We start from the raw sequence: 26,296 nt of genomic DNA, 5'->3' as shown, positions 1-26,296 counted from the left end.
GGTCGAGCGCCACCCACTCCCCGGCCCGCCCCGTGTCCGCGCGCCCGGCCAGGACGTTGTCGTAGTGCAGGTCCCAGTGCAGCAGCCGGTCCCCCGGCTCCCCCGCGACCTCCCGCACCGCCGCCGCGCAGTCCGCGACGAGCCGCCGGTCCTCGGCGTCGGCCAGCAGGCCCACCCTCTCCGGCACCGCCGCGAGCATCCGCTCGACCACCCCGCCCAACGTACGCAGCCCCTCCGGCGCGGGCACCGCCACCAGCCGGGCGAGCACCGCGCCGAGCACCGTCACCGCCTCCCGCACATCGGTCTCGCCGGACAACGGCCGCCGCTCGTCGAGCCGTTCCAGCAGCATCGCACCGGTCTCCGGGTCATGGCCGAGCAGCTCCACCGCCCCGGCCCCCGCGTCGGTCCACGCCCGCAGCGCGACCGGTTCGCCCGCCGTCTCCTCGTCCACCGACTGGAGTTTCAGCGCGGCGGGCCGCCCGTCGGACTCCCGCACCACCGGCAGGACCAGCGCGCACATCCCGTACATCGACGGGCCGTCCGGCCGCAGCCCCCACCGCTCCAGGCACCGCTCGGCGAGGCCGGGCAGTGCGGCGACGAAGGCCCGGCCGGCCGCTCCGTTGTACCGGGACTGCGTGGCGATCAGCTCGTCAGGAATGTCGATCACCCCGCCGATCCTAGGGACCCGCGGCGACCGGGCCATGACGGAACAGCCCCGCGCGCAGTAACGTCCCGCCACACGTACGCTCGGCATCTCACCGGACAGGGACACCAGGGGCATCATGAGCACCGTCAGTACCGTCGTCGGCGGCATATCGTTCTGGTACGCGCAGGAGGGCACCCCCTCCCCGCGCGAACCCCTCCCCGGCGACACGAGCGTCGACGTCTGCATCGTCGGAGGCGGCTACACCGGGCTCTGGACGGCGTACTACCTGAAGAAGGCCGTCCCCTTCCTCAACATCACCGTTCTGGAAGCCAAGTTCTGCGGTTACGGCGCCTCCGGCCGTAACGGCGGCTGGCTGTACAACGGCATCGCAGGCCGTGACCGGTACGCCAGGCTGCACGGCCACGAGGCCGCCGTACGGCTCCAGAAGGCGATGAACGACACCGTCGGCGAGGTCGTCAGGACGGCCGCCGAGGAGAAGATCGACGCCGACATCCACCAGGGCGGCGTCCTGGAAGTGGCCCACACGCCCTCCCAGCTCGCCCGGCTCAAGGACTTCCACAGCGTCGAGATCGCCTTCGGGGAGAGTGACCGGGTCCTGCGCGGCGCCCGCGAGACCGCCGAGCGCGTCCATGTGACCGGAGCCGTCGGCTCGACCTGGACCCCGCACGGTGCCCGGCTGCACCCGGCCAAGCTGGTCAAGGGCCTCGCGGACGTGGTGGAGGCGCTGGGCGTGACCATCCACGAGTCGACGCCGGTCACCGAGATCAAGCCCAAGCACGCCGTGACGCCGTACGGCACGGTCCGCGCCCCGTACGTCCTGCGCTGCACCGAGGGCTTCACCGCGAGCCTCAAGGGGCAGAAGCGCACCTGGCTCCCGATGAACTCCTCCATGATCGTCACCGAGCCGCTGCCCGCCCGGATCTGGGACACCATCGGATGGGAGGGCCGCGAGACCCTCGGCGACATGGCCCACGCCTACTTCTACGCCCAGCGCACCGCCGACGACCGCATCGCGCTCGGCGGCCGCGGGTACCCGTACCGCTTCGGCTCGGCGACCGACAACGACGGCCGCACCCAGCCCGCCACCGTGGCCGCCCTGCGCGATCTGATGGTCCGGCTCTTCCCCACCACGGCGGGCGTCCACGTCGACCACGCCTGGTCCGGCGTCCTCGGGGTCCCGCGCGACTGGTGCGCCACGGTCACCCTGGACCGCTCGACGGGCCTGGGCTGGGCGGGCGGTTACGTCGGCTCCGGCGTCGCCACCGCCAACCTCGCCGCCCGCACCCTGCGCGACCTGATCCAGCAGGACTCCGGGCAGGCGGGCCCGACGGAGCTGACCACCCTGCCGTGGGTGAACCACAAGGTCCGCCGCTGGGAGCCGGAGCCCTTCCGCTGGCTCGGCGTCCACGGCATGTACGCGGCCTACCGCGCGGCCGACCGCCGCGAGAGCACCTCGCCGCGCCCCGGCACGGACCCCGTCGCCAGGGTGGCCGACCGCATCGCGGGCCGCCACTGAGCCACCCGGCCCGCGGCCCCGGCCCCGTTCAGTCGCGCGGCCAGGGCCGACCGTCGAGACGCTCGATGGAGAGGTTCAGGCGGCCGAGGGAGTCGGCGAGCTGCTGGGCCTCCTCGGGGGTCCAGTCGTTGAGGACCTTCGCGAGGCCCGCCAGATTCCGGCTCCGGTCGTAGTCGAGGCGGCGTTCGCCCTCCTCGGTGATGGCGAACTTGCGGGCGATGCCGCCGTCGGGGTCCGGGATGCGCTCGACGACCCCGGCCCGCAGCATCGCGGCGGTCTGCCGGTTGAGCGTGGAGGCGTCCAGACGGAAGGCGTCGCCGAGCTGGCCGATGGACATGGGCCCCTCCACCTGGATCCGGCTGAGGAGGATGTAGGCGGACCGGTCGAGCTGCCAGTCCACGCGCGGGGTGACCATGTGCATGTACCGGCCGAGCAGCATCGTCTCGCGTTCGATCCGGTCGATGGGCTTGTCCACGCGCTGCTTCCTTTGTCGAACAGGTCTGTCACGCAGGTCTATCACGATAGATGTGCATGATGCACATGCTATGCATCATGCACAATCCGTGTATCTTGCATAGTCGAACGCCGAGAGCGCGTACGCGAGAACGAACGACCCGAACGACCGACAGGCCCGGAAGGGCAAGAGGGAGCAGTACCCGTGGAGAGTTCACCCCCCGCAGCCCGCCCGGGAGGCGTGGTCGGCATCCTGGCCTTCGCCGGCATCGTGGCGGCGCTCACCCAGACCCTGGTGGTGCCGCTGATCGCGGAGCTGCCGAAGATGTTCGACACCTCCGCGTCGAACGCCTCCTGGGTGATCACCGCCACCCTGCTGGCCGCCGCCGTGGCCACGCCCGTCGCCGGCCGGCTCGGCGACATGTACGGCAAGCGGCGCATGCTGCTCGTCTCGCTCGTCCCGCTGGTCCTCGGCTCGGTGGTCTGCGCCCTGTCCTCGTCGGTGGTCCCGATGATCGCCGGGCGCGGGCTCCAGGGCCTGGGCATGGGCGTGGTCCCGCTCGGCATCAGCCTGCTGCGCGATGTGGTGCCGGCCGAGAAGCTCGGCCCGTCCATCGCGATCATGAGCGCCTCGATGGGCGTGGGCGGCGCGCTGGGCCTGCCGTTCGCCGCCGCCATCGCGGAGAACACCAGCTGGCGGGTGCTGTTCTGGGTGGTCGCCGTGCTGGCCCTCGCGGTCGGCGCGCTGATCCTGGCCCTGGTCCCCGGGGACCGCCCGGCCACCGGGTCCACCGGTTTCGACCTGCTCGGGGCCGTCGGCCTCGGCACCGCCCTGATCTGTCTGCTGCTCGCCGTCTCCAAGGGCGCCGACTGGGGCTGGGGCAGCGCCACCACGCTCACCCTCCTCGCCGCCGTGCTGGTGCTGCTGCCCGCCTGGGGCTGGTGGGAACTGCGCCTCAGCGAACCGCTGGTCGACCTGCGCGTCACCGCCCGCCCCCAGGTCCTGATGACGAACACGGCCTCCGTCCTGGTCGGCTTCGCGATGTACGCGCAGTCCCTCGTCGTGCCCCAGCTGCTCCAGCTGCCCGAGGCCACCGGGTACGGGCTGGGCCAGTCGATGCTGGCGATGGGCCTGTGGATGGCCCCGGCGGGCCTGATGATGATGGCGATGTCCCCGGTCGGCGCGAAGCTCTCCGCCGCCAAGGGCCCGAAGGTCACCCTGACCGTCGGCAGCCTCCTCATCGCCGCCGGCTACGGCCTGTCCGTACCGCTGATCGGCGCGGACTCCCCGTGGAGCCTGCTGATCGTCACCCTCGTCTGCAACTCGGGCGTCGGCTTCGCCTACGGGGCGATGCCCGCGCTCATCATGAGTGCGGTGCCCCGGTCCGAGACCGCGTCGGCGAACAGCTTCAACGCCCTGATGCGCTCGATCGGCACGTCCTTCGCGGCGGCGGTGATCGGCGTGGTCCTGGCCCGGATGACCACGGACTTCGGCGGCTTCCCGCTGGCTTCCCAGAACGGCTTCCGGGTCGCGATGCTCATCGGCTGCGGGGTGGGCCTCGCGGCGGCGGCCGTCGCCGCTCTCATCCCCGTACGCCCGGCGACCGCGCCGCTGCGGCCGACCGCGGCGAGCGGTCCCGCGGGGGTACCGGAGGCCTCGGATTCCAAGGCCTGACCGTCGCCCGTACGAAGTCCGTCCCGTGGCCCGACGGCTGAACCACCGGGTCACGGGCCGGATTTCGTACGGTGACCCGGCACCGGGGTCACGTCGACGGGGCGACGGGGCGATGGATCAGCGGGCCAGCAGGTCACCGCGCCACCGGGTCACCGGGCCAGCAGGTCACCGGCCACCGGCCACCGCGCCAGCAGGTCACCGGGCCAGCAAGCCATCAGGCCACCGAGTCACCGAGTCACCGAGTCACCGAGTCAGTCTCAGCAGCCGCCCGGCTCTCGCCGTCGCGACCAGCTCCTCGACGGTGGCGAGCTTCACCCGGGGCCGCCCGTCGCGCCGGCCCCGGTCCCGTTCGGCACGGTCGATCGCGGCCAGGCCCCGGGCGTCCACGACCCGGCGGTTACGCCGTCGGGCCAGGCGCCGGAACGCCTTGGCGCCGCCCGTCGGGGCGGGCAGGGTCCCGGCGACCGCGTCGGCCAGGAGCGTGCCGACCGTCTCCGCCGCGCAGGTGCGGTTCGCGCCGATCCCGCCGGAGGGCCCCCGTTTGATCCACCCGACCACATAGCCGCCGGGCAGCCCGGCGATCCGGCCGCCCTCGTGCGGGACGGTGCCCGAGGCCTCGTCGAACGGCAGCCCGGGGACCGGCAGACCCCGGTATCCGATGGCCCGCAGCAGCATTCCGGCGGCCAGATCGGCCGCGCCCCCGACGCCGCCGTCGGTGACCCGTACGGTGCGCGCGGCCCCGTCGACCAGGACCTCCACCGGCTCGGAGTGGAAGCGGAGCACGATGCGCCGGTCCGCACCCCGGCCGGGGCCGGGGGACGCGGCGGCCGTCCGCGCCCGGGCGAGCCCCCGGAGCAGCCCGGCCCGGTCGCCCGCCCCGGCCGCGTCGATCGCCGCCCCCGTGCGCGGGTCGTGGTCGTCCACGACCAGCTCCACGCCCGGCAGATGCTTCAGCGCGAGAAGTTCGGAGCGGGTGTACGCGGCGTCCTCGGGCCCCCGCCGCCCCAGCACCACCACCTCGCGGACCCGGCTCGCCCGCAGGGCCTCCAGCGCGTGGGCGGCGATGTCCGTGCCCGCGAGCGCCTCCGGGTCGGCGACCAGGATCCGGGCGACGTCGAGGGCGACGTTGCCGTTGCCCACCACGACGACCCGCCCGGCGGACAGGTCGACGCCCTGCGCGACGGCCTCCGGGTGGGCGTTGTACCAGGCGACGAACGAGGTCGCCGACAGACATCCGGGCCCTTCCTCGCCGGGGATGCCGAGCCGCCGGTCCGTGGAGGCGCCGACCGCGTAGATCACCGCGTCGTGGTGGGCGCCCAGTTCCTCCGCCGTGACGTCCCGGCCCACCTCGATGCCCAGGTGCATCCGGACCCGGGGGTGGGAGTGGAAGCGGGAGAAGGTGTCGCCGACCTTCTTCGTCGCGGGGTGGTCGGGGGCCACCCCGTACCGGACGAGCCCGCCGGCCACCGGCAGCCGGTCGATCAGGGTCACCTCGGCGGCGGTGTGCAGCAGCAGGTCCTGCGCCGCGTACATCCCGGCGGGCCCGGTGCCGACGACGGCCACCCGCAGCGGCCCGAAGTCGGACGGCAGGCCGCGCCCGAAGACCGGCTCGCCCCAGGCGTGGAAGTTCGGCCCCTCCGTCGTCCCGGGGGCCGGCTCGTCGCCCTCGTAGTACGCGGCGTTGATGTCCGCGTACTCCCGCTGCCCGGCGGACAGCGAGTCCACCGGGAAGATCGCGTCCACCGGGCAGGCGTCCGCGCAGGCCCCGCAGTCGATGCACGCCCGGGGGTCGATGTGGAGCATCTCCGTGCTGCCGAAGGCGCGTTCCTCGGGCGTCGGGTGGATGCAGTTGACCGGACAGACGGCCACGCAGGTGGCGTCGTTGCAGCAGGTCTGGGTGATGGCGTAGGTCATGGCCCCGGCTCAGATCAGGTTCGCGCGCTTGTAGAACGCGAGGGCGGGCTTGGTGAGCAGGCGGGCGGAGGCCAGGAAGTCCATCAGCCCCGAACAGCTGGACCGCATCATCGACTTGTGGTGCTCGTTGGCCCGGGCGGCGGCCAGCGCCCGCTGCTTGTCCAGCCCGGCCCTCCGGTAGACCTCCGGGTTCACCATGCTCGTCACGATGAAGTACGAGGCGACGGCGACGACGAACGCGTTGAGCTGCCGGCGCGCCCACCCGGCGCCCGCCAGGCGCTTGAGGGTCTCGTCCCGGGCGAACTTCATGTGCCGGGACTCCTCCACCACATGGATGTTGTTGATGGTGCGGACGAACGGCACGACCCGCTCGTCGCGCATCCAGTCCCGCTGCATCACGTCGAGCACTTCCTCGGCGACCAGGATCGCCGCGTACGCCGCCTCCCCGAACGCCAGCGTCTTGAAGGCCCTGCCCAGCTCCATCACCGCGCGGCGGGGCCGGTAATGGGGCGCCCCGAGCTTCTGCGCACCGCGCGCGAACATGATCGAGTGGCGGCACTCCTCGGCTATCTCGGTGAGCGCCCACTGGAACTCCGCGCCCGCCGGGTTCTTCATGTAGATGTCGCGCAGCACCATCTGCTGGAGGATCATCTCGAACCAGATCCCGGTACTGGCGACCGAGGCCGCCTCCTGCCGGGTCAGCTCCTTGCGCTGACTTTCGGTCAACTCGTCCCAGTACGCGGTCCCGTAGAGACTGCACCACTCCGGGCTCGCGCCGTGGAACTCCTTGTCCAGCGGCGTCTCCCAGTCCACCTCGGTGGCCGGGTCGTACGCCAGCTGCGCGGCCGAGTCGAGCAGCCGCCGCGCGACGTCGTCGCCCTCGGGACTCTCCTGGACCTTCGACGGAACGGTGCTGCCGGCCATGCTGCGGCTCCTTGGGTCGAGTGCGGTGATCCTCGATCGTGGTGAGGTGCGTACGTCGGCCGACCGCCGCGACGGATCGACTCGCGCTGTACGGAATCGCTCGCGCTGTAACGAGGTCGGGTCGCGCTGTACGGGGTCGGGTCGTGCTGTGTGCCGTACGGGATCACGGGGGCCGGGGGCGACGGCCCGCGCCGGACCGGACACCGGCCGGCCCGGGATCCTTGTTAGACGCAAGGTATAACAAGGATCCCGGGCCGCCTACCCCCCGGTAGAAATCGGTAGGGACGTTCACCGCGTCTCCTTGCCCCCACGGCAGTTCGGCACTACTCCTCTCCCCAGGTGACCGGCAGGGAGACCACTCCGTAGACGCTGGAGCGTTCACGCAGCGGCACCTCCCCCGGCGGGACCGCGAGGCGCAGGGAGGGGAAGCGGGCGAGGAGCGCCGGGAGCGCGACGGTCATCTCGACCCGCGCGAGCTGCTGACCGAGGCACTGGTGGGGGCCGTGGCCGAAGGAGAGATGCCCGGTCGCCCGGCGGCGGATGTCGAGCCGGTCGGGTTCGGGGAACCTGCGCGGGTCCCGGTTGGCGGCCTGCACGGAGACGGTCACCGTCTCCCCCGCCCTGATCAGCTCGCCCGCCACCTCGACGTCCTCCAGTGCGGACCGCAGCAGCGGGTCGGCCACGCTGAGGTAGCGCAACAGCTCCTCCGCGGCCGGCCCGGCGAGATCCGGGGCGGCGCGCAGGGCGTCCAGCTGGCCGGGGTTGGCCAGCAGGGCGAAGACGCCGAGGCCGAGCATGTTCGCGGTGGTGTCGAGCCCGGCGGCGAGGAGAAGCCCGCCGATCCCGGCCAGCTCGTCGTCGCCGAGACCGGAGGCGACGAGGTCTCCGGACCCGGGGGCGGGTGCGGGGCCGGGCGCGGCGAGGTCGCTGAGCAGGTCGTCAGTGGGCTCGGCCCGCTTGGCGAGGACGAGTTCACCGACGTACCGGAGCAGCCCCTCGTAGGCCTCGTCCCTGACCCCGGCGTCGGCCGCCTGGTCGAAGATGACCTCGACCAGGCCCAGAAAGCGCCCCCGGTCGGCGTAGGGCACGCCGAGCAACTCGCAGATCACCAGCGTGGGCACGGGCCGCGCGAAGGACTCCACCAGGTCGGCCGTGGGCCCGGCCTGCTCCATGGCGTCCAGGCAGTCGGTGGTGAACCGCTCGATACGACTGGTCAGTTGACGCATCCGGCGCACCGTGAACCGGCCGGCGAGCAGTCGGCGGTAGCGGGTGTGCTCCGGGGCGTCGAGGCCGGTGATGTCCCCGACCGGCGCCGGCGGCAGCTCTCCCGGCACGCCTTCCATCGGCATCGGCAGGTGCAGGAGCTCGTAGCGGGAGCTGAAGCGCGGATCGGCCAGCACCGCGCGGGCCTCGGCGTGCCCGGTGACCAGCCGGCCCACGTGCCCGTCGGCGTAGCGCAGGCGGCGGACCGGCCGGTCGCTCAGCGCGGTGAGCCCGGCGGGCGGGTCGAAGGGGCAGCCGGTGTGCCGGTCGGTGGGCAGGACGGGCGGCGCGTCGGCGGTCGCCGAGTCGTACGCCATCGGGTTCTCCCCGGTTCGTGGGATCGAGGCACCGGAGACGAGGTCATCGGGGACGAGGTCACCGGAGGTGAAGTCGTCGGGGAGGGGGCTCACCGGGGGTCCTGGCCGAACTTCGAGGTCGCCCAGAAGTAGCCGAGCACCACGAGCCCGAGGCTCCAGCCCACGGCCAGCCAGCCGTTGTGGCCGATCTCGCTGCCGAGCAGCAGGCCGCGCAGCGTCTCGATGGCCGGGGTGAAGGGCTGGTACTCGGCGATCGGCCGGAACCAGCCCGGCATCGTCTCCACCGGGATGAAGGCGCTGGACAGCATCGGGAGCAGCACCATCGGCAGGGCGTTGTTGCTGGCTACCTCGGCGTTCGGGCTGATGAGGCCCATGCCCACGGCGACCCAGGTGAGGGCGGCGGAGAAGAGCACGAGCAGCCCGAACGCGGCCAGCCACTCCACGAGCGTGGCGTCCGTGGAGCGGAAGCCGATGGCCACGGCGACCGCGCCGACCAGGACCACGCTCAGCACGCTCTGCAGCACGCTGCCGACGACGTGCCCGGTGATCACGGAGCCGCGGTGGATAGCCATCGTGCGGAAGCGGGCGATGATGCCCTCGGACATGTCCGTGGAGACGGACACCGCGGTCCCGACCACGGTGGAGCCGACGGTCAGCAGCAGGATGCCCGGGACGATGTAGGCGATGTACGCGGAGCGGCCGCCCCCTCCGCCGCCGATGCCCGCGCTCATCACGTCGCCGAAGATGTAGACGAAAAGCAGCAGGAGCATGACAGGCGTGAGGAGCAGGTTCAGGGTGAGCGAGGGGTAGCGCCGGGCGTGCAGCAGATTGCGGCGCAGCATCGTGTTCGCGTCGCGTACGGCCAGGGAGAGGGAACTCATCGGACAGCCTCCTTCGGCTGGTTGTTCCGGGCCGGGGCGCCGGAGTCGGTGAGGGCGAAGAACACGTCGTCGAGGTCGGGCGTGTGCACGGTCAGTTCGTCGGCCTCGATCCCGGCCGAGTCCAGCCAGTCGAGGAGGGAGCGCAGTTCGCGCTGGCTGCCGTCGCTGGGGATCCGGAGCGACAGGGCCTCGTCGTCGCGGGTGACTTCGCGCAGCGCCGAGGCAGCGGACCGGTAGGCGTCCGGGTCGGTGAAGCGGAGCTTGACGTGGCCGCCGGGGACGATCCGCTTGAGCTGCTCGGCACTGCCCTCCGCGGCGATCCTCCCGTCGTTGAGGACGGCGATGCGGTCGGCCAGTTCGTCGGCCTCCTCCAGGTACTGCGTGGTGAGGAAGACGGTGACGCCGCCGGAGACCAGCTCGCGGATGATGCCCCACATGGTGTGGCGGGAGCGCGGGTCGAGGCCGGTGGTCGGTTCGTCGAGGAAGATGATCCGCGGGGAGCCGACCAGCGTCATCGCGATGTCGAGGCGCCGCTTCATACCGCCGGAGTAGCCCGCGGCGGGCTTCCTCGCCGCCTCCACCAGGTCGAACCGCTCCAGGAGTTCGGCGGCGACCCGCCGCCCCTCACGCCGGGGCAGGTGATGGAGGTCCGCCATCAGCAGCATGTTCTCCTCACCGGTGATCAGCCCGTCCACGGCGGAGAACTGCCCCGTGACACCGATCGCGGCGCGCACCGCCTGCGGGTCGACGGCCGGATCGTGGCCGCCGACGCGGATCTCGCCGGAGCCGGCGCCGGGGGAGATGAGAGTGGAGAGGATCTTGACGACGGTCGTCTTGCCGGCGCCGTTGGGGCCGAGCAGCGCGAAGACCGAGCCGGCCGGGACGGCCAGGTCGATGCCGTCCAGGACGGCCTGGTCGCCGTAGGACTTGCGCAGTCCGGTGGCGGTGATCGCCTGCGCCGCGCCCTGGGTGGCGAGCGGCGCGGAGGCCCGGGTGACAGTCATGCTGGTTCCCTTTCGCGAGCGGTGGGTCGGGGGTGGGCGGGACGAGATGCGGGCATGGCGAAGCTGGGCTCGGCGGAGCCGAGCTCCGTGGAGTGAGTGATGACGAAGTCAGGCGCGGCAGTCAGGCACGGCGGACGATGATGTCGCCGGCCCCGCTCCGGGCGTGCACCTCGACGGTCTCGTCGGAGTCCTCGGGCCCGGCGGTGGCGCCGAGCGAGTTGCGTACGGTGCCGAACTTGGGATGCAGGTCGAGCCAGGCGGCGGTGCCCTCGTGGATGCCCACTTCGAGGTCGCCTACGGAGGTGCGCAGAGCGATGCGGCCGCGGGTCACGTCGCCGACGCGGATGCGCCCGTTGGAGGAGGTCGCGTCGACCCCGGCCCGGGCCACGCCGATCTCGATGCGCCCGTTGGCGGACTTGGCGACGACGTCGCCGTGCGCGACGCCCACGGAGATGTCGCCGTTGGCCGCGTTGACCTTCAGCTCACCGCCGACCTCCTCGATCCCGGTCGCGCCGTTGCCGTTCTTGACGACCGCGGCCCCGGCGACGGCACCGACCTCGACCCGGCCCGAGCCGATGACCTCGGCGTCCCCGGTGGCGCGGACCAGCCGGATGTCGCCGTGGTCGGTCCTGAGCTCGGCGCGGGCCGCCTCCTCCACCTGGAGGTCGCCGAGGGAGGTCTTGAGCCGCACTTCGCCGAGCGGCCCTTCGCCGAAGAAGCCGCCCAGGGCGGAGGTGCCGCGCACATCGGACCCCGCGGGCAGTTCGACGCTCACCACGACGGCGCCCGGCTTGCCGAACAGGGAGCGCTTCTTGGGGGTTCTGACGGTGAGGCGGCCACCCGAGAAGGAGACCTGGGTCTGCTGCACGGCGCGTACGTCGTCCTCGTCGGACCCGTTGCCCGGCAGCACCTCGACGACCGTGTCGGTGCGCTTGCCGGCGGTGATGCGGGCGGTACCGGCGTCCAGCTCGATGACGGCGGAGACCGGCTCGGGGGTTTCGAAAGAAGGCATGGCTGTCCCGTCCTCTTGGCTCGGTGAGTGATGAGTGATCAGTGACGTCGGCCGGATCGGCGATCCGCCGGTGAAGTGGTGCCGGCTGCGAACAGGCGGCCCAGGGGGCCTAGGGCCTTTCGTTTGGATCAGGCCGGACCCCGCGAGCCCGGCATGATCCAAACGAGAGGCCCTAGCGGACCCAGCCGGTGAAGCCGCGACCGCCCGAGTCCTTGCCCCGGCCCGGTGCGCTCGCGCGCCCCCCGCCGTCGAGGGACACCGACACGGCCCGCACGAGCCAGGCGTTGACCGACAGCCCCTCGGCCGCAGCGGCGCTCTCGGCGCGGCCCTTGAGGTGGGCGGGGAGACGGAGGTTGATCCGCACCATGGTGCCGTCGTCGGCCTCCCCGGCCGACGGCGCGGCCACGACGGGAGCGACGACCGCCTCCCGCTCCTCCCGCACCGGCTCGGGCACCGGCGGCGGCGTCACCACGAACTCGGGATCGAGCCCGCGCAGCCGTACGTCGACCGACCCGGGAGCCAGCTCCCGGGTGACGTCGCCCATGGCCGCGGAGAGCACGTTGAGCAGGGTCAGCCGGACTGCGGATTCCAGGGGAGCGCTGAGCCGCTCGGCCAGGGCGCGGGCTTCGTCGCCGCTGGCGTCTGCGGCGACGGCGAGTTCCCGCCGGAGATTGTCGACGTAGGGGGTGAGGTCCATGACGCCATCATGGCACATATTTGGCACCACGTCGAGCCACCCTGGCTCACGCCCCACAAATGAGCCCCTGACCTGCGACATTGCTGCCGCAGCAGCCAAGATGGCACCGCAGGAGCACCCAAAGGGGCCCGGGATGGCACCAAACCAATGCCACCTGGCACCACGCGGCACCACATGGCGCCAAGCAGCGCCACCGCAACACCACCCGACGCACCCGGTACCCCGGCGCACCGGGACCCCGCATGGCACACCCACCCCCGCCACCGAACCCGGATGTACCGACAGCAGCCACCAAGCGCACCCCGCGAGGCCCGGCCCTCACGGTCGCGGCCTGCACCACCGCGGCCGGCACTTCCATCGACGACAGCACCTGGACCGTCAAGGGGCTCGCCCCGGAGGAGGACGAGGTGGAACTGACCATCGGCGCCCCGAACCGCACATGAGCGCGACGCGGCACCCGCGGCCGCGGCACAGGCGGCTACGGAGACCGCGGCCCCGCGCGCCGGAACCCTTTGCTCCCTACGACAACCTCGCCTGACCTCCCCCATGTTGGACCGGGGGAGGGTGGCCCTCATGGCTTGACGAGGGGACAAGTCCATGTACAGCGTCATCGTCGTACCTCCGGCATGCGCGCGCCCGGCCGGCCGGATCGAGATCGCCTCCGGTGAAAGTCTGGCCTTCGGCCGACGGGAAACATCCGGCGGCCTCACCATCGCCCACGACGGCGTCCCCCGCATCGCCGGGGAGATCTCCGCACAGCACGACGTCTGGCTCCTGACCAACCGCAGCACCCACCAGACCTATGTGGTGGAGAACCCGGAAGGCGCCGGCGAACACATCAAGATCGCCCCCGGCCGCGTCGACGCACCCGTGGCATTCAAATTCTCCCGCGTCGTCCTGCCCGCGGCGGGCGATCTGCTGACCTTCGACGTATGGGCACCACGCCAGAGATTCGCCAGTGCGGAAGACAGGGAGCTCCCGGGCTCCGCGACAGCGCCCGCGTTCACCCTCGACCGGACCAAACGCTACTTCGCCGTCCTGGCCGCCCTGTGCGAACCCCGCCTGCGCGGCGAACCCCACGCCCCGACCCCCGCCGTCGACCAGCTCGTCCGGCGACTGCGCCCCGCATGGCCGACGGTCAACCGCTCGTCCGTCTACTGGAACATCGACTACCTGGCCCTGAAACCACGGGTACGCCCCGGCCCGGAAACAGCCGAACCCGGCCGACGCGCCAACGGCAAGAAGCCGGCATGCGCCCAACGGCCCCGGCTGGACTGCAGCCGGTGCATGCTCGCGGCGATCTCGAAGAGGGGGTCGGGGGCGGGGGCGAGCCGGGTCCTGGCCAGATCCACGTCGCTGAAGTGGATGCGGAGCATGTGGTCCCCCATGGGTTCGGCTCCTTGCGAGCCTGGGGAAACGCGATAAAGGTCCGATGAACAAGCACTGAACGGGCATGCACGCCGCCCGGAAACGAAAGAAGTCCAGGTCAGACGAGATCCGACCTGGACTTCCCACAGAGCCCCCTGTCGGATTCGAACCGACGACCTACGCATTACAAGTGCGTTGCTCTGGCCAGCTGAGCTAAGGAGGCGCGCCGGAAGCAGTCTAACCAACCGCGCGCCCCGCCCGTCCGCGTTTTCCGTGTGCTCCGGACTACTGACAGATCGAGAAACGCCAGGTAGCGTCACGGCAGGTTCGCGTCTGTGGACCAGACCACTCCCTACTCGGATCGTCCGGCACGTTCCTGCCGGTTGAGGAGAAGATTCAGCATGGCCAGTGTCACGTTCGACAAGGCGTCCCGCGTCTACCCCGGCTCCACTAAGCCGGCCGTGGACCAGCTCGAGATCGACATCGAGGACGGTGAGTTCCTCGTCCTCGTCGGTCCCTCCGGTTGTGGCAAGTCGACCTCCCTGCGCATGCTCGCGGGTCTTGAGGACGTCAACGGCGGTGCGATCCGCATCGGTGACCGCGACGTCACGCACCTGCCGCCGAAGGACCGGGACATCGCCATGGTGTTCCAGAACTACGCGCTCTACCCGCACATGTCCGTCGCGGACAACATGGGCTTCGCGCTGAAGATCGCCGGTATCAACAAGACCGAGATCCGGGCGAAGGTCGAAGAGGCCGCCAAGATGCTGGACCTCACCGACTACCTGGACCGCAAGCCGAAGGCGCTCTCCGGTGGTCAGCGTCAGCGTGTGGCGATGGGCCGCGCCATCGTGCGTGAGCCGCAGGTCTTCCTCATGGACGAGCCGCTGTCGAACCTCGACGCCAAGCTCCGTGTCTCGACCCGTACGCAGATCGCCTCGCTGCAGCGCCGCCTCGGCATCACCACCGTGTACGTCACCCACGACCAGGTCGAGGCCCTCACCATGGGCGACCGGGTCGCGGTGCTGAAGGACGGGCTGCTCCAGCAGGTCGACTCGCCGCGCAACATGTACGACCGCCCCGCGAACCTCTTCGTCGCCGGCTTCATCGGCTCCCCCGCGATGAACCTCATCGAGGTCCCGATCACCGACGGCGGCGTGAAGTTCGGCAACAGCGTCGTCCCGGTCTCCCGCGAGGCGCTCACCGCCGCCGCGGACCGCGGTGACACCACCGTCACGGTCGGCATCCGCCCCGAGCACTTCGACATCGTCGAGCACGGCGGCGCCGCCGCGAAGACGCTGACCAAGGACTCCTCGGACGCGCCTGCCGGTCTCGCCGTCTCCGTCAACGTCGTCGAGGAGCTCGGCGCCGACGGCTTCGTCTACGGCGGCGCGCAGGTCGGCGGCGAGCACAAGGACCTGGTCGTCCGCGTCGGCGGCCGTGCGGTCCCGGAGAAGGGCACGGAGCTGCACGTCGTCCCGCGCCCGGACGAGCTGCACGTCTTCGCCACCTCCACCGGCGAGCGTCTCACCAACTGACGCCCCACCCGCTGTACGCCCGGCCCCGCACTCCCCGCAAGGGGGTGCGGGGCCGTTTGCGTGGTCCCGACGGGTTGGGGTTTCGGTGCCGGGCGGCAGCAAATACCCCGGCACACAGGGCATTTCACCCTGGTTCGTCAAGCCCGCATTCGAAAGGGCGCGTCGAACCATCCCCCGCAAGGGTGACGAATTGTCGCCAAGTCATCACCGGCCGCTACGCTCGCTGCGTGACCCACACCGCGCGCCGCATCGGCCGATCCCTCGCTCTCGTCCTGCCCGTCGTCATGGTTCTGTCCGGGACCCTCGCGGTCACCAGCGTCCAGTGGGCGGAGTCGGACAACGACTCCCAGCTGCTGGCCGCCTCCTCGGAGACCGTGTCCAAGCCCGCGAAGCCGCACGCCCCGCAGGACGTCCTGCGCGAGAAGCTGCTCGTGGAGCTGCAGGAGAAGGACCCGGGCACCGCGCTCACCGGCCTCCAGCGCGCCGTCGAGCAGCGCCCCTCGCTCGCCCGCCACTGCATGTCGATCGCGAAGGCCCTCGGCAAGGCGGCCGTCGAGCAGTACGGCCCGACCCGGGCGCACCGCTTCTCCCGGCCCGTCTGCGACACCTCGTTCGCCTCCGGCGTCGCGCAGTTCAGCTGAGCCCGGGAGGCGGTCGCGCGGAGCGCCGCCTTCCGCCGGCGGGCACCGCATATCGTGCCTGCCATGCATACGTATCCGACGCAGGCCGTGATCCTTGCCGGTGGCCAGGGGTCGCGGCTGCGGCCGTACACCGACGACCGCCCCAAGCCGATGGTCGAGATCCCGGGGACCGGGACTCCGATCATCGGCCATCAGCTGTCCTGGCTGGCCGCCGAGGGAGTCACCGACGCCGTGGTCTCCTGCGGGCACCTCGCCGAGGTGCTCCAGGAGTGGCTGGACGCCGCCGTACTGCCGCTCCGGGTCACCACCGTCGTGGAGACCGAGCCGCTGGGCCGCGGCGGCGGCCTGAAGTACGCGGCCGGACGGCTGCCCGATCCGGAGCAGCCCTGGTACGCCACCAACGGCGACATCTGGACGCGCTTCTCCCTGCGGGAGATGGCCGCCTTCCACGCGGAGCGCGACGCCACCGCCACCCTGGCCCTCGCCCGGCCCCGGATCCCGTGGGGCGCCGTGGAGACGGACGCGTTCGGGCACATCACCGACTTCATCGAGTCGCCGCCCTCCCCGTATCTGATCAACGCCGGGGTGTACGTGTTCTCGCCCACGTTCACGAAGCTGCTGCCGGACCGCGGCGACCATGAGCGGACCACGTTCCCGCGCCTCGCCCGCGAGCGTCGGCTGGCCGGGTATCCGCTGCCGAACGGGGCGTACTGGCGGGCCATCGACACGGCGAAGGACCTGACCGAGGCGGCCCGCGAGCTCGGCTCCCACGAGGGCTGACAGCCGCCGGCTTCGCAGCCGGGCCTTCTCGTTCGTACGAAGGGGCGGCCCCACCCGGTTCTTCCGCCCGGGTGGGGCCGCCCCTCACTGCTGTCGTACGGGGTCAGCCGAGGAGGCCGCCGATCGGGTTCCGGCCGCCGCCGCCGGAGGTCGATCCCTCGCCGCCGGAGGAGGTGGCACCCCCGGTCGGCGCCGGTTCGCCGCCGCCCGAGGAGCCGTCGCCGCCCGTGGAGCCGGACGAGTCGGGTCCGGCGCTGGTGGCGGCCGGGGGCTCCTGCGGGGTGGACTGCTGCGGGGGCGCCTGGTTGGTGCCCTGGGTCTGGCTGGGCTGGGTGGAGCCCGAGCCGGTGCTCTGGCCGCCGCCCGTGTCGCGGGTCGCGCCGGGGCTGGCCTGGCCGCCCTCGGGGGTGGTGGCCGCGCCGGAGCGGCTGGGCTCCGGCTGTCGCCGCTGGTCCGGCGTACGGGAGGCCTGGCGCTCGCCGGTGGACTCCTGGGGCAGCGGCATGCCGGGGAGGCGGTTGGTGGGGTTGTCGTTGCGGCCGGGGACGGTGACGACGTCGCTGGAGCGGACCGCGCCGCCGAGGATGGAGCCCATGAGCAGGGTGAGGCCGACGACGACCGTCGCGACGACGGTGCCCCGGCGCAGGACCCGGCGGCGCAGGTCCCAGATCTCCGAGCGCGGGCCGAGCTTGCGCCAGGCCTCCCCGGCCAGCCGGCCGTCCACGGAGTAGACCGGCGCGCCCGCGATGATCAGCGGGCTCCAGGCGGCCAGCAGGATGATGTCGGGTGCGTCGTACACGGCGACCGTGCGCCAGCTCACCGTCACCAGCAGCGCGGCGGAGAGCAGCGCCCCGAACGCGGCGGCGACCCGCTGCCAGAGGCCGAGCACGGTGAGCACACCGACCACGACCTGGAGGAAGGCGACGGTCAGGCCGGCGCCGACCGGGTGGGAGAGCGCGAAGTCGCGCAGCGGCTCGGCCATCGCCCACGGGTGCAGGGAGGTCAGCCACTTGACCATCGAGCCGCGCTCGCCGCCGTCGAAGTAGACGGGGTCGCTCAGCTTGCCCATGCCGGCGTAGATGGAGATGAAGCCGAGCAGCACCCGCATGGGGAGCAGGACGACGCCCAGGTTCATCCGGTGGCCGGGGTAATAGGCGTGCCGGACGGGGTCGCCCACGCCCCGCCGGGCGCGGGACTCGGCGGTTTCGTCGGCCTCGTCGTAGTCGTCGTCGCCGGGGGCGCCGGTCCTGCCGAGGTCGTCGGGCGCCTCGACCGGGTCGTACGCGCCGACCGCCTGCCGCATGGGCGGCAGCAGCGGACCGGTGTGTCCCGGCTGGTGGGGGGCGGTCAGTACGGGGTTGGGCTGTGTCTCCTCCAGGAGCGGGATGACCTGCGTCGCGCCCGCTGCGTGCCCGGCCCCGGACGCCCCGCCGAGTCCGGCGTCGAGCTGTCCGGCGGTGGAGTTGCGCACGGCCTGCAGGAGGCCTGTCGCGCCGGGGTCGCCGGGAGCGGACTTCCCGCTCCAGACGACCGGGGCCCGCCTGCGGCCTCCGCCGGCACCGCTCATGGCAGGGATGCGGGCCGTTTCCGCGGGGGCACCGCGCAGCCGTGCGCGCTGGCCCGGGGCGAGCTGCACCCGGAAGCTGGCGTGGTTGACGATGACCTGCGCGGGGTCGCTGTCCACCTTGGTCATGCTCAGGGCGGCGGGTTGCTCGTCGAACCGAGGCGTTCTGGTGTCCACACTCATCTAACCGAGTGATGTGTGTTTAGGACACTGCCTTGACCGCACCGGATGTGTCCGAGACCCGTCAAGATCAGGCCAAACTCGGGCAACCTGGAACTGTGTTCGGCGTTCGCGCGTCGACTCGCCGGGCGGGCGAGCCGGTTGCCGCGCGAACGCCGTGGCACCGGCGGGCCGTCGGGCCCCGGGCCGGCCAACGGCTATCCGCGGCGGCGCGCCACCTCGTACAGCACGATGCCCGCCGCGACACCGGCGTTGAGCGACTCCGCGCCGCCGGGCATCGAGATCCGCACCCGGTAGTCGCAGGTCTCGCCGACGAGACGGCCGAGCCCCTTGCCCTCGCTGCCGATGACGATGACGACCGGGCCCGCCAGCTGCTCCAGGTCCTCCACCGTGTGCTCGCCGTCGGCGGCCAGGCCGACGACCGTGAGGCCGGCCTTCTGGTAGCCCTCCAGCGCGCGGGTGAGGTTGGTGACCCGGGAGACGGGCGTACGGGCCGCCGTACCGGCGGAGGACTTCCACGCACCGGCGGTCATGCCGGCCGCGCGGCGCTCGGGGACGACCACGCCGTGGCCGCCGAACGCGGAGACCGAGCGGACGATGGCGCCGAGGTTGCGCGGGTCGGTCACCCCGTCGAGGGCGACGATCAGCGGGTCCTCGTTGTTGTCGTACGCGGCGGCGGTGAGGTCCTCCGGGTGCGCGTACTCGTACGGCGGGACCTGGAGGACGAGGCCCTGGTGGTTCAGGCCGTTCGTCATCCGGTCCAGCTCGGGGCGCGGGGCCTCCATCAGGTTGATGTTGCCGCGCTCGCTCGCGAGCTTGAGGGCGTCGCGGACGCGCTCGTCGTTCTCGATGTACTGCTGGACGTAGAGGGTGACGGCGGGCACGCCGTCCCGCAGGGCCTCGTAGACCGGGTTGCGGCCGACGACCATCTCCGAGGTGCCCTTCACACCGCCGCGCCGGGGCGCGGGGCGGCGGGCCGCGGCCTGCTTGGCCTGGGCCCCGGCGATCCGGTTCTTCTTGTGTCCCTTGCGGGCGGAGGCGGGCGGCGTCGGTCCCTTGCCTTCGAGGCCACGGCGTCGCTGGCCACCGCTGCCGACCTGCATGCCCTTCTTGTTGGACGTGCGGCGGTTCCTGCGCTGGCTGTTCCCGGCCATGATCTACCTGTTTCGTTGCTTTCAGACGTACGTATGTATAGGGAAAGTGTGCCGCCCGGATCGCCGGGCGGCACATCTGCACTGCTCGGCGCGGGCGGTCAGCGCGGTCCCAGCGTCCACCGGGGGCCGGTGGGGCTGTCCTCGATGACGAGGCCGGACTGGTTGAGCTGGTCGCGGATGGCGTCGGCCGCGGCCCAGTCCTTGCGGGCGCGGGCCGACTGCCGCTGGTCGAGGACGAGGCGCACGAGGGTGTCGACGACGCCGTGCAGGTCCTCGCCCCGGTCACCCTCGCCGGCCCAGTGCGGGTCGAGCGGGTCCAGGCCGAGGACGCCGAGCATGGCCCGGACCTCGGCGAGGCGGGCGGCGGCGGCTTCCTTGTCGTCGGCGGCAAGGGCGCTGTTGCCCTGGCGGACGGTGGTGTGGATGATCGCCAGGGCCTGCGGCACGCCCAGGTCCTCGTCCATCGCCTCGGCGAAGGCGGGCGGCACCTCTGCGGCCGGGGGGACGACCTCCCCCGTCTTCTCGGTGACGCGCTGGACGAAGCCCTCGATCCGCGCGAACGCGGACTCGGCCTCGCGCAGGGCCTCCTCGCTGTACTCGATCATCGACCGGTAGTGCGGGGTGCCGAGGTAGTAGCGCAGGACGATCGGGCGCCAGTGCTTGACCATCTCGCTGACGAGGACGGAGTTGCCCAGCGACTTCGACATCTTCTCGCCGGACAGGGTGACCCAGCCGTTGTGCACCCAGTACTTCGCGAACTCGTCGCCGTAGGCCTTGGCCTGGGCGATCTCGTTCTCGTGGTGCGGGAAGATCAGGTCGATGCCGCCGCCGTGGATGTCGAAGGCGGAGCCCAGGTACTTGTGGGCCATCGCGGAGCACTCCAGGTGCCAGCCGGGGCGGCCGCGGCCCCAGGGCGTCTCCCAGCTGGGCTCGCCCGGCTTGGTGGCCTTCCACATGGCGAAGTCACGCTGGTCGCGCTTGCCGGTCTCGCCCTCGCCGGACGGCTGGCGCAGATCGTCCAGCTCCTGGTTGGAGAGCTCCAGGTAGCTGGGCAGCGAGCGCACGTGGAAGTAGACGTTGCCGTCGGCCTCGTAGGCGTGACCGCTCTCGATCAGGCCGCGCATCATCTCGATCATCTCGGGAACGTGGCCGGTGGCGCGGGGCTCGTAGGTGGGCGGCAGGCAGCCCAGCGCGTCGTAGCCGTCGTTGAACGCGCGCTCGTTCTCGTAGCCGATCGACCACCACGGGCGGCCCTGCTCGGCGGACTTCGCGATGATCTTGTCGTCGATGTCGGTGACGTTCCGGATGAACGTGACGTCGTAGCCGCGGTACGTGAACCAGCGGCGCATGATGTCGAAGTTCAGGCCCGAGCGGATGTGGCCGATGTGCGGTGCTGCCTGGACAGTGGCGCCACAGAGGTAGATCGAGACGCAGCCCGCGGTGAGCGGGACGAAGTCACGGATCTGCCGGGCGTTGGTGTCGTGCAGGCGAATAGTCACGCCTCAAGGGTAGTAGGCCCGCACCAGTGCCCCGCGACCCTTGGGGATCGCGGGGACAACTTTCTGGTACCGGGATGCCCCGAAACGGCCCTGGAAGGGCCCGGAGAGCGTTCTCACACCCTCCGTGGGGCCTACAGGCGGCCGACGATCTTGCGCGCGGAGATGCGGACGACGACGCGGGGGTCGTCGTCGGCGGAGTTCGGGTTGAACTCCGCGTACGGCTTGCCGGTGTACTTCAGGGACAGCTCGTCGATCAGTTCCTGCCCGCCGTCCGTCGTCAGCGTCGCCTCGCCGCGGATCTCGGCGTAGCTGTACGGGGCGTCGAAGGGCTGGACGACCACGGTGACGCGCGGGTCGCGGCGGAGGTTCTTCTCCTTGCGGCGGCCGACGGTGGTGGAGATCAGGACGTCGTCGCCGTCGCGCTTGACCCAGACCGGGGAGACCTGGGGGCTGCCGTCGGGCTGGATGGTGGCGATGTTGACGAACACGGGGCTGTCGAGCAGGTTCTTGAGCTCGGCGGAGAGTGCGGCGGTCATGCGTACGGCCTCCTGTGCGCTGCGGTCGGTCCTTCGTCCAGTGCTGCTCCTACCCGGCAACCGCGCGCGTTCGCCGATCCTTCCCGCTCCGGCCCGCCGGAAGGGTGAACGCCAGCGCCGCCCCGGCCAGCGGGACCGCCGCGAGCACCGCCCACCGCACGGGCGCGGGTGCGTCGAGCAGTGCGCCGGTCGCCGCGCTCCCTGCGAGGACGGCGATCCCGGACACGGAGGACAGCGCCCCGGTGGCCAGACCGAGCTGCCGGTCCTCGACCAGGTCGGGCACCAGGCCCCGGGCGGCGGGGACCAGCAGCATCTGGCCCAGGGTCAGCAGGACGACGAGTGCCGCGCCCGGCAGCAGACCGCCGGGTCCGGCCGGGGTGAGCGGTACGGCGGCGAACCCGGCGGCGACGGTGCAAAGGCCGGTGACCAGGGCGGTGCGCGGGGCGATCCGGTGGGCGGACCAGCGGGTCAGCGGCAACTGGGCGACGACGACGAGCAGCGAGGACAGCGCGAAGAGCCAGCCGAGCGCGGCCCCCGATCCGGTGGCCCGCTCCACCTCGACGGGCAGCGAGAGATAGAGCTGGTTGTAGGCGACGAGGTAGCTGCTGTACGCGAGGCAGAGCAGCAGGAACGCCCGGTTGGTGAAGACCGCCCGCCACGGCGACCGGGCCCGTTGGGCCGTACGGGTGATGGCGTCCGGCGCCGGCGCCTCGCCTTGCTCGGTCACGGGATCGGCTGCCCGGTCCCGTACGGAGGTGGCGCGCGGCATCAGGCGGGCGTGCCCGGCCAGTACGCCGACGAAGACGGCGGCCCCGGCGAGGCAGGCGGCCCGGAAGCCGCCGCCGAGGAGCAGGAGCAGGGAGCCGAGCAGTGGCCCGATGAACGCCCCGGCCTGCCCGGCGGCGGAGAACAGGGCGAGGACGTGGGCGCGCGGGGTGCCGGTGTCCCGTTCGTGCCGGACGGCCTCGCGGGCGGCCTCGGACTCGACGGCCGGGGAGAACAGTGCGGCGGCGAAGCCGATGAGGAGGACGGCGGCGATGACGGTGGCCGTGGATCCGGCGAGGGCGAGCCAGCCGAACCCGGCGATCCGCAGGGCGCAGCCCGCCAGCACGACGGGGCGCGGGCCGTAGCGGTCGGTGAGGGCGCCGCCGACGACGAACAGGCCCTGCTGGCTGAAGGTGCGCAGCCCGAGGACGAGGCCGACGAGCCAGCCCGCCATGCCGAGGCCGCTGCCGAGGTGGGTGGCCAGGTAGGGCAGGACGGCGTAGAAGCCGATGTTGAAGGCGAACTGGGTGGCGGTGAGGAGCCGGAGGTAGGGGGTGGGCGCGCTCGCGAGCCGGGGCCGGAGACGGCGGCCCTCCCGGGCGGGGGCTCCCGCGCGCTCGGCGGCGTGCGCGGGCTCGGCGGCGTGCACGGGCGGCTCATCGGCGTGCGCGGGCTCATCGGCCTTCGCGGGTGCGGGCCGGTTCACTTCAGGCCCGCCGGGGTGCGCCCGCGCACCGCGGCCGAGGTGAGGACGGCCAGTGCGCCGAGGACGGCGAGCGCGGCGGCGGGGGCGAGGACGGCCCACGGGGCCCGTTCGGCGTACGGCATGTTCTCCGACAGCATCCGCCCCCACTCCGGCGCCGGGGCCTGGGTGCCGAGGCCGAGGAAGCCGAGGGAGGCGAGGGCCAGCGCGATGGCCGGGATACGCAGGAGCGCGTGGCGGGCCACCGGCGGCAGGACCCCGGGCAGGACGTGGCGGCGCAGCAGGTGGGCCCGGTCCGCGCCGAGGGCGACGGCGGCGGCGAGGTGCGGGGCCGCCTTCTCCTGGGCGTACAGGGCGGCGGTGTGGGCGGCGAGCGGGGCCCAGGCGACGGCGGCCACGGCCGCCGCGGCGCCCCAGGGGCCGGGTCCGGCGATGCCCGCGACGACGAGGCCGGCGAGGACGGCGGGGAGCGCGTTCGCGGTCTCGGTGAGCGCCCCGGCTCGGGCGGCTCCGAGGAGCAGCCCGAGCACCAGGGTGGCGGCTCCGACCGCCACGGCGGCCAGCGCGGTGCGGGCCGCGCCGTGGCCGAGGCGGGCGAGGACGTCGCGGCCGAGGTTGTCGGTGCCGAAGGGGTGCGCGGCGGAGGGGCCGGCGAGGCGGGCGGCCGTGTCGACGTGGAGGGGGTCGCGCAGGAGCCCCGCGACGGTGACGGCGATGAGGAGGCCGCCGAGGACGAGGGCGGCGACGGCGAGCGCGCGGCGGCCGGGGAGCCGGGGCGCGACGAGGGCGGGCAGCGCGCGGTCGGTGAGCGCGGGGCCGAGGAGGACGCGGACGGCGAGGCGGGAGAGCAGGCCCGCGGCGACGCCGAGGAGCAGCAGCACCAGCACGGTCGCCTGGAGGACGGGCAGGTCCTGGGCGAGGGCGGCGGCAAGTGCCGTTCCGCCGAGGCCGGGGATCGCGTACAGCGTCTCGACGGCGACGGCCCCGCCGGTCAGCCCGACCGCGACCAGGCCGAGCTGGGGCAGCAGGCCCGGCAGCGCCCGGCGCAGGGCGTGCCGGGCGACGACGCGGCCGGGCAGGCCGCTCGCGGCGGCGGCCCGGGCCCAGGGTTCGGCGAACGCGCCGGGCAGGGCGTCGTCCAGCAGCCGGCCCAGCAGCGCCCCGGCGGGGACGCCCATGGCGAGCGCGGGCAGCACGATCTGGTCGGGGGCGCCCCAGCCGAGCGCCGGGAACCACCCGAGGTGCACGGCGAACACCGTGGCCAGTACGGCGGCGAGCAGGAACTCCGGCAGCGCGGCGAGCACCGCCGCGCCCGCGCCGGCGCGCACCCGGACGATCCGGCGCGCGGCCCCGCGCCGCAGGGTGGCGGCGCTCAGCGCGAGGGCGAGGAGCACGGCGACCGCGAGCGAGACGGCCATCAGGGTGAGGGAGTTGCCGAGGGCGGCGGTCACATCGGGTCCGACGGGCTGCCCGGAGACCCAGGACGTGCCGAGGTCACCGCGTGCGAGCCCGCCGAGCCAGTCGCCCAGGACGTGCCACGGCCCGCCGTCGAGCCCGGTCTCGGCGCGGATCGCGGCGAGGGTCTCGGGCGTCGGTGCCCGGTCGGCGTACCGGGCGTGCAGGATCGTGCGGGCGGGGTCGGTCCGGGTCAGCCAGGGCAGCAGCCCGATCACCGCGACGACGGCGAGCAGCGCGCCGAGCCGTCCGGCGAGGTACTTCACGCGGTCACCCGATGCGGGTGTCGGCGGTGATGAGGGTGCGCTCCATCGGGTCGAGGGCGACGCCCTGGACGCGGGTGTCGTCGTACCCCTGCACGAAGCGCTCGTGGACGAGCGGGACGAGGGCGTCGGAGCCGAGGATGGCGGCCTCGGCGGTCATCTCGGCCCGGTGCCGGGCGTCGGTGTCGGCGAGGGCGGCGGCCTGGCCGACGGCGGCGTCGACGGGCTTCGCGCAGAGCTGGGTGATGTTGAAGCTGCCGTCGCAGGTGAAGTCGGAGGCGAGGTAGGAGACCGGGTCGGCGGTGTCCAGGAGGGTGTTGCGGGCCTGGATGAACGCGTCGTACTTCCCGGCGAGCGCGTCGGCCTCCATCTGCGCGTAGTCGCGGACGACCTGCTTGACGGTGAAGCCGCGCTTCTCCAGCTGCTGCTGGACGACGGTGGCGGCCTCGGGCAGCTCGGGCCGGTTGGTGTAGGTGGCCAGCACGATCCCGGACGTCTTCCTCACCTCGGCCGGGGCGGCGGCCTTCGCGCGGCCGGTGGGGGCGGTGCGCAGGTCGGCGGCCCACGGGACGCCGGGGCCGAGCAGCCCCTGGGCGGTGTCGGCGCGCCCTTCGTAGACGCCGTCGACGAGGGCCTGGGAGTCGATGGCCTCGCGGGCGGCGGCGCGCATCGCCGGGTCGGCGAAGACCCCGCGCCCGGTGTTGAGGGAGAGGCCGTTGGTGCGGGCGGAGGGGAACTCGTGGACCAGGCCGTCGCCGAGCAGTGAGGCCTGGGAGATCGGTACGTACTCGGCGACGTCCACGTCCTCGGTCCGCAGCGCGTTGGCGCGGGCGGTGCCGTCGGCGACGAACTTCACGTCGGCGCCGGAGGCCTTCGCCCGGTCGCCCCAGTAGGTGTCGTTGCGCTCCAGGGTGGCGCTGACCGCGCCGTTGACCTCGGCGAGGGTGAAGGGTCCGGTGGCGTGCCCGGCGGGGTCGACCTTGGCCGCGTCCTTGTACGCGGCGGCGGACAGGATGCTCAGCGACGGGTTGGCCAGTCGCTGGGGCAGCAGCGGGTCGGCGTCCTCGGTGGTGATCCGTACGGTTCCGGCGTCCGCGGCCGTGGCGGTGAGCGTGGTGTCGGACAGTACCCGGGGCTTGGGGGACGCCTTCTGCGCGGCGGTCAGCGAGCGGACCACGGCCGCGGCGTCGAGCTTCGTCCCGTCCTGGAAGACGGCGCCCTCGCGGACGGTGAACTCCCAGGCCTTCTCGCCGTCGCGCTTCCAGGAGGCGGCGAGCGCGGGCCCGGCCTCCCCGTTCCGGTCGAGCCGGGTGAGCCCCTCGACGACGGCGAGCCGGCTCAGGGTGACGGCGTCGTCGCCGTACGGGGACATGGCCTGGGCGGGCGGGAAGGCCATGGCCACCTTCAGCCGCTGGTCCCCGCCGGAACCGCCGGAGTCCGTGGACGAGGTGCAGGCGGTGGCGACGGGCACGAGGAGCGTGGCGGCGGCCAGGGGCAGCGCGACGCGGCGGCGGGGAAGGCGGGGGC

Annotated in this window: 23 protein-coding genes and 1 tRNA gene; 7 read left to right on the top strand and 17 right to left on the bottom strand. The window is 72.9% G+C overall.

What is annotated here, in order from left to right; all coding sequences use genetic code 11:
* Window positions 1–667, bottom strand: a 667-nt coding sequence (locus HET64_RS17265) for an aminoglycoside phosphotransferase family protein (RefSeq protein ID WP_215106521.1), incomplete at its 3' end; no start/stop codon positions are given.
* Window positions 668–782: 115 nt separating this feature from the next.
* On the opposite strand from HET64_RS17265, the gene HET64_RS17260 reads away from it, so the two are divergent.
* Window positions 783–2,183 (top strand): FAD-binding oxidoreductase, encoded by a 1,401-nt coding sequence (locus HET64_RS17260; protein WP_215106519.1) that lies wholly within the window; start codon window positions 783–785, stop codon window positions 2,181–2,183.
* A 28-nt stretch (window positions 2,184–2,211) separates the two neighbouring features.
* On the opposite strand, the gene HET64_RS17255 is transcribed toward HET64_RS17260, so the two are convergent.
* Window positions 2,212–2,658 (bottom strand): MarR family transcriptional regulator, encoded by a 447-nt coding sequence (locus tag HET64_RS17255; RefSeq protein WP_215106517.1) that lies wholly within the window; start codon window positions 2,656–2,658, stop codon window positions 2,212–2,214.
* Window positions 2,659–2,841: 183 nt separating this feature from the next.
* Here HET64_RS17255 and HET64_RS17250 point away from each other — a divergent pair, with 183 nt between their 5' ends.
* A complete protein-coding gene (locus HET64_RS17250) occupies window positions 2,842–4,311 on the top strand; it encodes an MFS transporter (RefSeq protein WP_215106515.1) in 1,470 nt (489 codons plus the stop codon).
* Window positions 4,312–4,554: 243 nt separating this feature from the next.
* Here the strand turns inward: HET64_RS17250 and HET64_RS17245 are convergent, their stop codons facing one another.
* The 7 genes from HET64_RS17245 to HET64_RS17215 all read right to left on the bottom strand — a co-directional run bounded on the left by HET64_RS17245 (window position 4,555) and on the right by HET64_RS17215 (window position 12,323).
* Window positions 4,555–6,225 carry an FAD-dependent oxidoreductase gene (locus HET64_RS17245; protein ID WP_215106513.1) on the bottom strand — a complete coding sequence of 557 codons (1,671 nt, stop codon included), beginning with the start codon at window positions 6,223–6,225 and terminating at the stop codon, window positions 4,555–4,557.
* Window positions 6,226–6,234: 9 nt separating this feature from the next.
* Window positions 6,235–7,149: a diiron oxygenase gene (locus HET64_RS17240; RefSeq protein WP_215106511.1), complete on the bottom strand. Its 915-nt coding sequence runs from the start codon at window positions 7,147–7,149 to the stop codon at window positions 6,235–6,237.
* A gap of 323 nt (window positions 7,150–7,472) precedes the next feature.
* Entirely contained in the window at window positions 7,473–8,729 is a 1,257-nt protein-coding gene (locus HET64_RS17235) for a cytochrome P450 (RefSeq protein WP_215106527.1), read from the bottom strand.
* Between the two features lie 89 nt (window positions 8,730–8,818).
* On the bottom strand, window positions 8,819–9,610 hold the full coding sequence (locus tag HET64_RS17230; RefSeq protein WP_215106509.1) for an ABC transporter permease: 792 nt from the start codon (window positions 9,608–9,610) through the stop codon (window positions 8,819–8,821).
* On the bottom strand, window positions 9,607–10,614 hold the full coding sequence (locus HET64_RS17225) for an ATP-binding cassette domain-containing protein (RefSeq protein ID WP_215106507.1): 1,008 nt from the start codon (window positions 10,612–10,614) through the stop codon (window positions 9,607–9,609). Before HET64_RS17225 ends, HET64_RS17230 begins: the two co-directional genes overlap by 4 nt.
* A gap of 121 nt (window positions 10,615–10,735) precedes the next feature.
* On the bottom strand, window positions 10,736–11,626 hold the full coding sequence (locus HET64_RS17220; protein WP_215106505.1) for a DUF4097 family beta strand repeat-containing protein: 891 nt from the start codon (window positions 11,624–11,626) through the stop codon (window positions 10,736–10,738).
* A 172-nt stretch (window positions 11,627–11,798) separates the two neighbouring features.
* A complete protein-coding gene (locus HET64_RS17215; protein ID WP_215106503.1) occupies window positions 11,799–12,323 on the bottom strand; it encodes a toxin-antitoxin system HicB family antitoxin in 525 nt (174 codons plus the stop codon).
* A 242-nt stretch (window positions 12,324–12,565) separates the two neighbouring features.
* Between HET64_RS17215 and HET64_RS17210 the strand changes: the two genes are divergently transcribed.
* Entirely contained in the window at window positions 12,566–12,766 is a 201-nt protein-coding gene (locus HET64_RS17210) for a hypothetical protein (RefSeq protein ID WP_215106529.1), read from the top strand.
* 154 nt (window positions 12,767–12,920) lie between these two features.
* Window positions 12,921–13,748, top strand: coding sequence for an FHA domain-containing protein (locus tag HET64_RS17205; protein ID WP_251145443.1), 828 nt, complete (start codon window positions 12,921–12,923; stop codon window positions 13,746–13,748).
* Window positions 13,749–13,840: 92 nt separating this feature from the next.
* Here HET64_RS17205 and HET64_RS17200 read toward each other — a convergent pair.
* Window positions 13,841–13,914, bottom strand: a tRNA-Thr gene (locus tag HET64_RS17200).
* 178 nt (window positions 13,915–14,092) lie between these two features.
* Here HET64_RS17200 and HET64_RS17195 point away from each other — a divergent pair.
* The 3 genes from HET64_RS17195 (at window position 14,093) to HET64_RS17185 (ending at window position 16,650) form a co-directional block, all read left to right on the top strand.
* Window positions 14,093–15,229: an ABC transporter ATP-binding protein gene (locus tag HET64_RS17195; protein WP_215106501.1), complete on the top strand. Its 1,137-nt coding sequence runs from the start codon at window positions 14,093–14,095 to the stop codon at window positions 15,227–15,229.
* A 227-nt stretch (window positions 15,230–15,456) separates the two neighbouring features.
* Window positions 15,457–15,870: a hypothetical protein gene (locus HET64_RS17190; protein WP_215106499.1), complete on the top strand. Its 414-nt coding sequence runs from the start codon at window positions 15,457–15,459 to the stop codon at window positions 15,868–15,870.
* 63 nt (window positions 15,871–15,933) lie between these two features.
* Window positions 15,934–16,650, top strand: coding sequence for a nucleotidyltransferase family protein (locus tag HET64_RS17185; RefSeq protein ID WP_215106497.1), 717 nt, complete (start codon window positions 15,934–15,936; stop codon window positions 16,648–16,650).
* Window positions 16,651–16,753: 103 nt separating this feature from the next.
* Here the strand turns inward: HET64_RS17185 and HET64_RS17180 are convergent, their stop codons facing one another.
* From HET64_RS17180 to HET64_RS17150, 7 genes are all read right to left on the bottom strand, one after another.
* On the bottom strand, window positions 16,754–18,397 hold the full coding sequence (locus HET64_RS17180) for a DoxX family membrane protein (protein ID WP_251145442.1): 1,644 nt from the start codon (window positions 18,395–18,397) through the stop codon (window positions 16,754–16,756).
* A gap of 194 nt (window positions 18,398–18,591) precedes the next feature.
* Entirely contained in the window at window positions 18,592–19,548 is a 957-nt protein-coding gene (gene rlmB, locus HET64_RS17175) for a 23S rRNA (guanosine(2251)-2'-O)-methyltransferase RlmB (RefSeq protein WP_215106495.1), read from the bottom strand.
* Between the two features lie 98 nt (window positions 19,549–19,646).
* Window positions 19,647–21,047 (bottom strand): cysteine--tRNA ligase, encoded by a 1,401-nt coding sequence (gene cysS / locus HET64_RS17170; protein ID WP_215106493.1) that lies wholly within the window; start codon window positions 21,045–21,047, stop codon window positions 19,647–19,649.
* A 131-nt stretch (window positions 21,048–21,178) separates the two neighbouring features.
* Window positions 21,179–21,583, bottom strand: coding sequence for a PPOX class F420-dependent oxidoreductase (locus tag HET64_RS17165; RefSeq protein ID WP_215106491.1), 405 nt, complete (start codon window positions 21,581–21,583; stop codon window positions 21,179–21,181).
* Between the two features lie 49 nt (window positions 21,584–21,632).
* A complete protein-coding gene (locus tag HET64_RS17160) occupies window positions 21,633–22,997 on the bottom strand; it encodes an MFS transporter (protein ID WP_215106489.1) in 1,365 nt (454 codons plus the stop codon).
* Between the two features lie 53 nt (window positions 22,998–23,050).
* Window positions 23,051–24,772 carry an ABC transporter permease subunit gene (locus HET64_RS17155; protein WP_215106487.1) on the bottom strand — a complete coding sequence of 574 codons (1,722 nt, stop codon included), beginning with the start codon at window positions 24,770–24,772 and terminating at the stop codon, window positions 23,051–23,053.
* Between the two features lie 4 nt (window positions 24,773–24,776).
* Window positions 24,777–26,296: ABC transporter substrate-binding protein (locus tag HET64_RS17150; RefSeq protein ID WP_251145441.1), on the bottom strand; the 1,520-nt coding region annotated here is incomplete at its 5' end.

It is taken from the genome of Streptomyces sp. McG3 (assembly GCF_018619185.1).
GTDB lineage: Bacteria > Actinomycetota > Actinomycetes > Streptomycetales > Streptomycetaceae > Streptomyces.
This window is presented reverse-complemented; position numbering and strand designations above follow the sequence as displayed.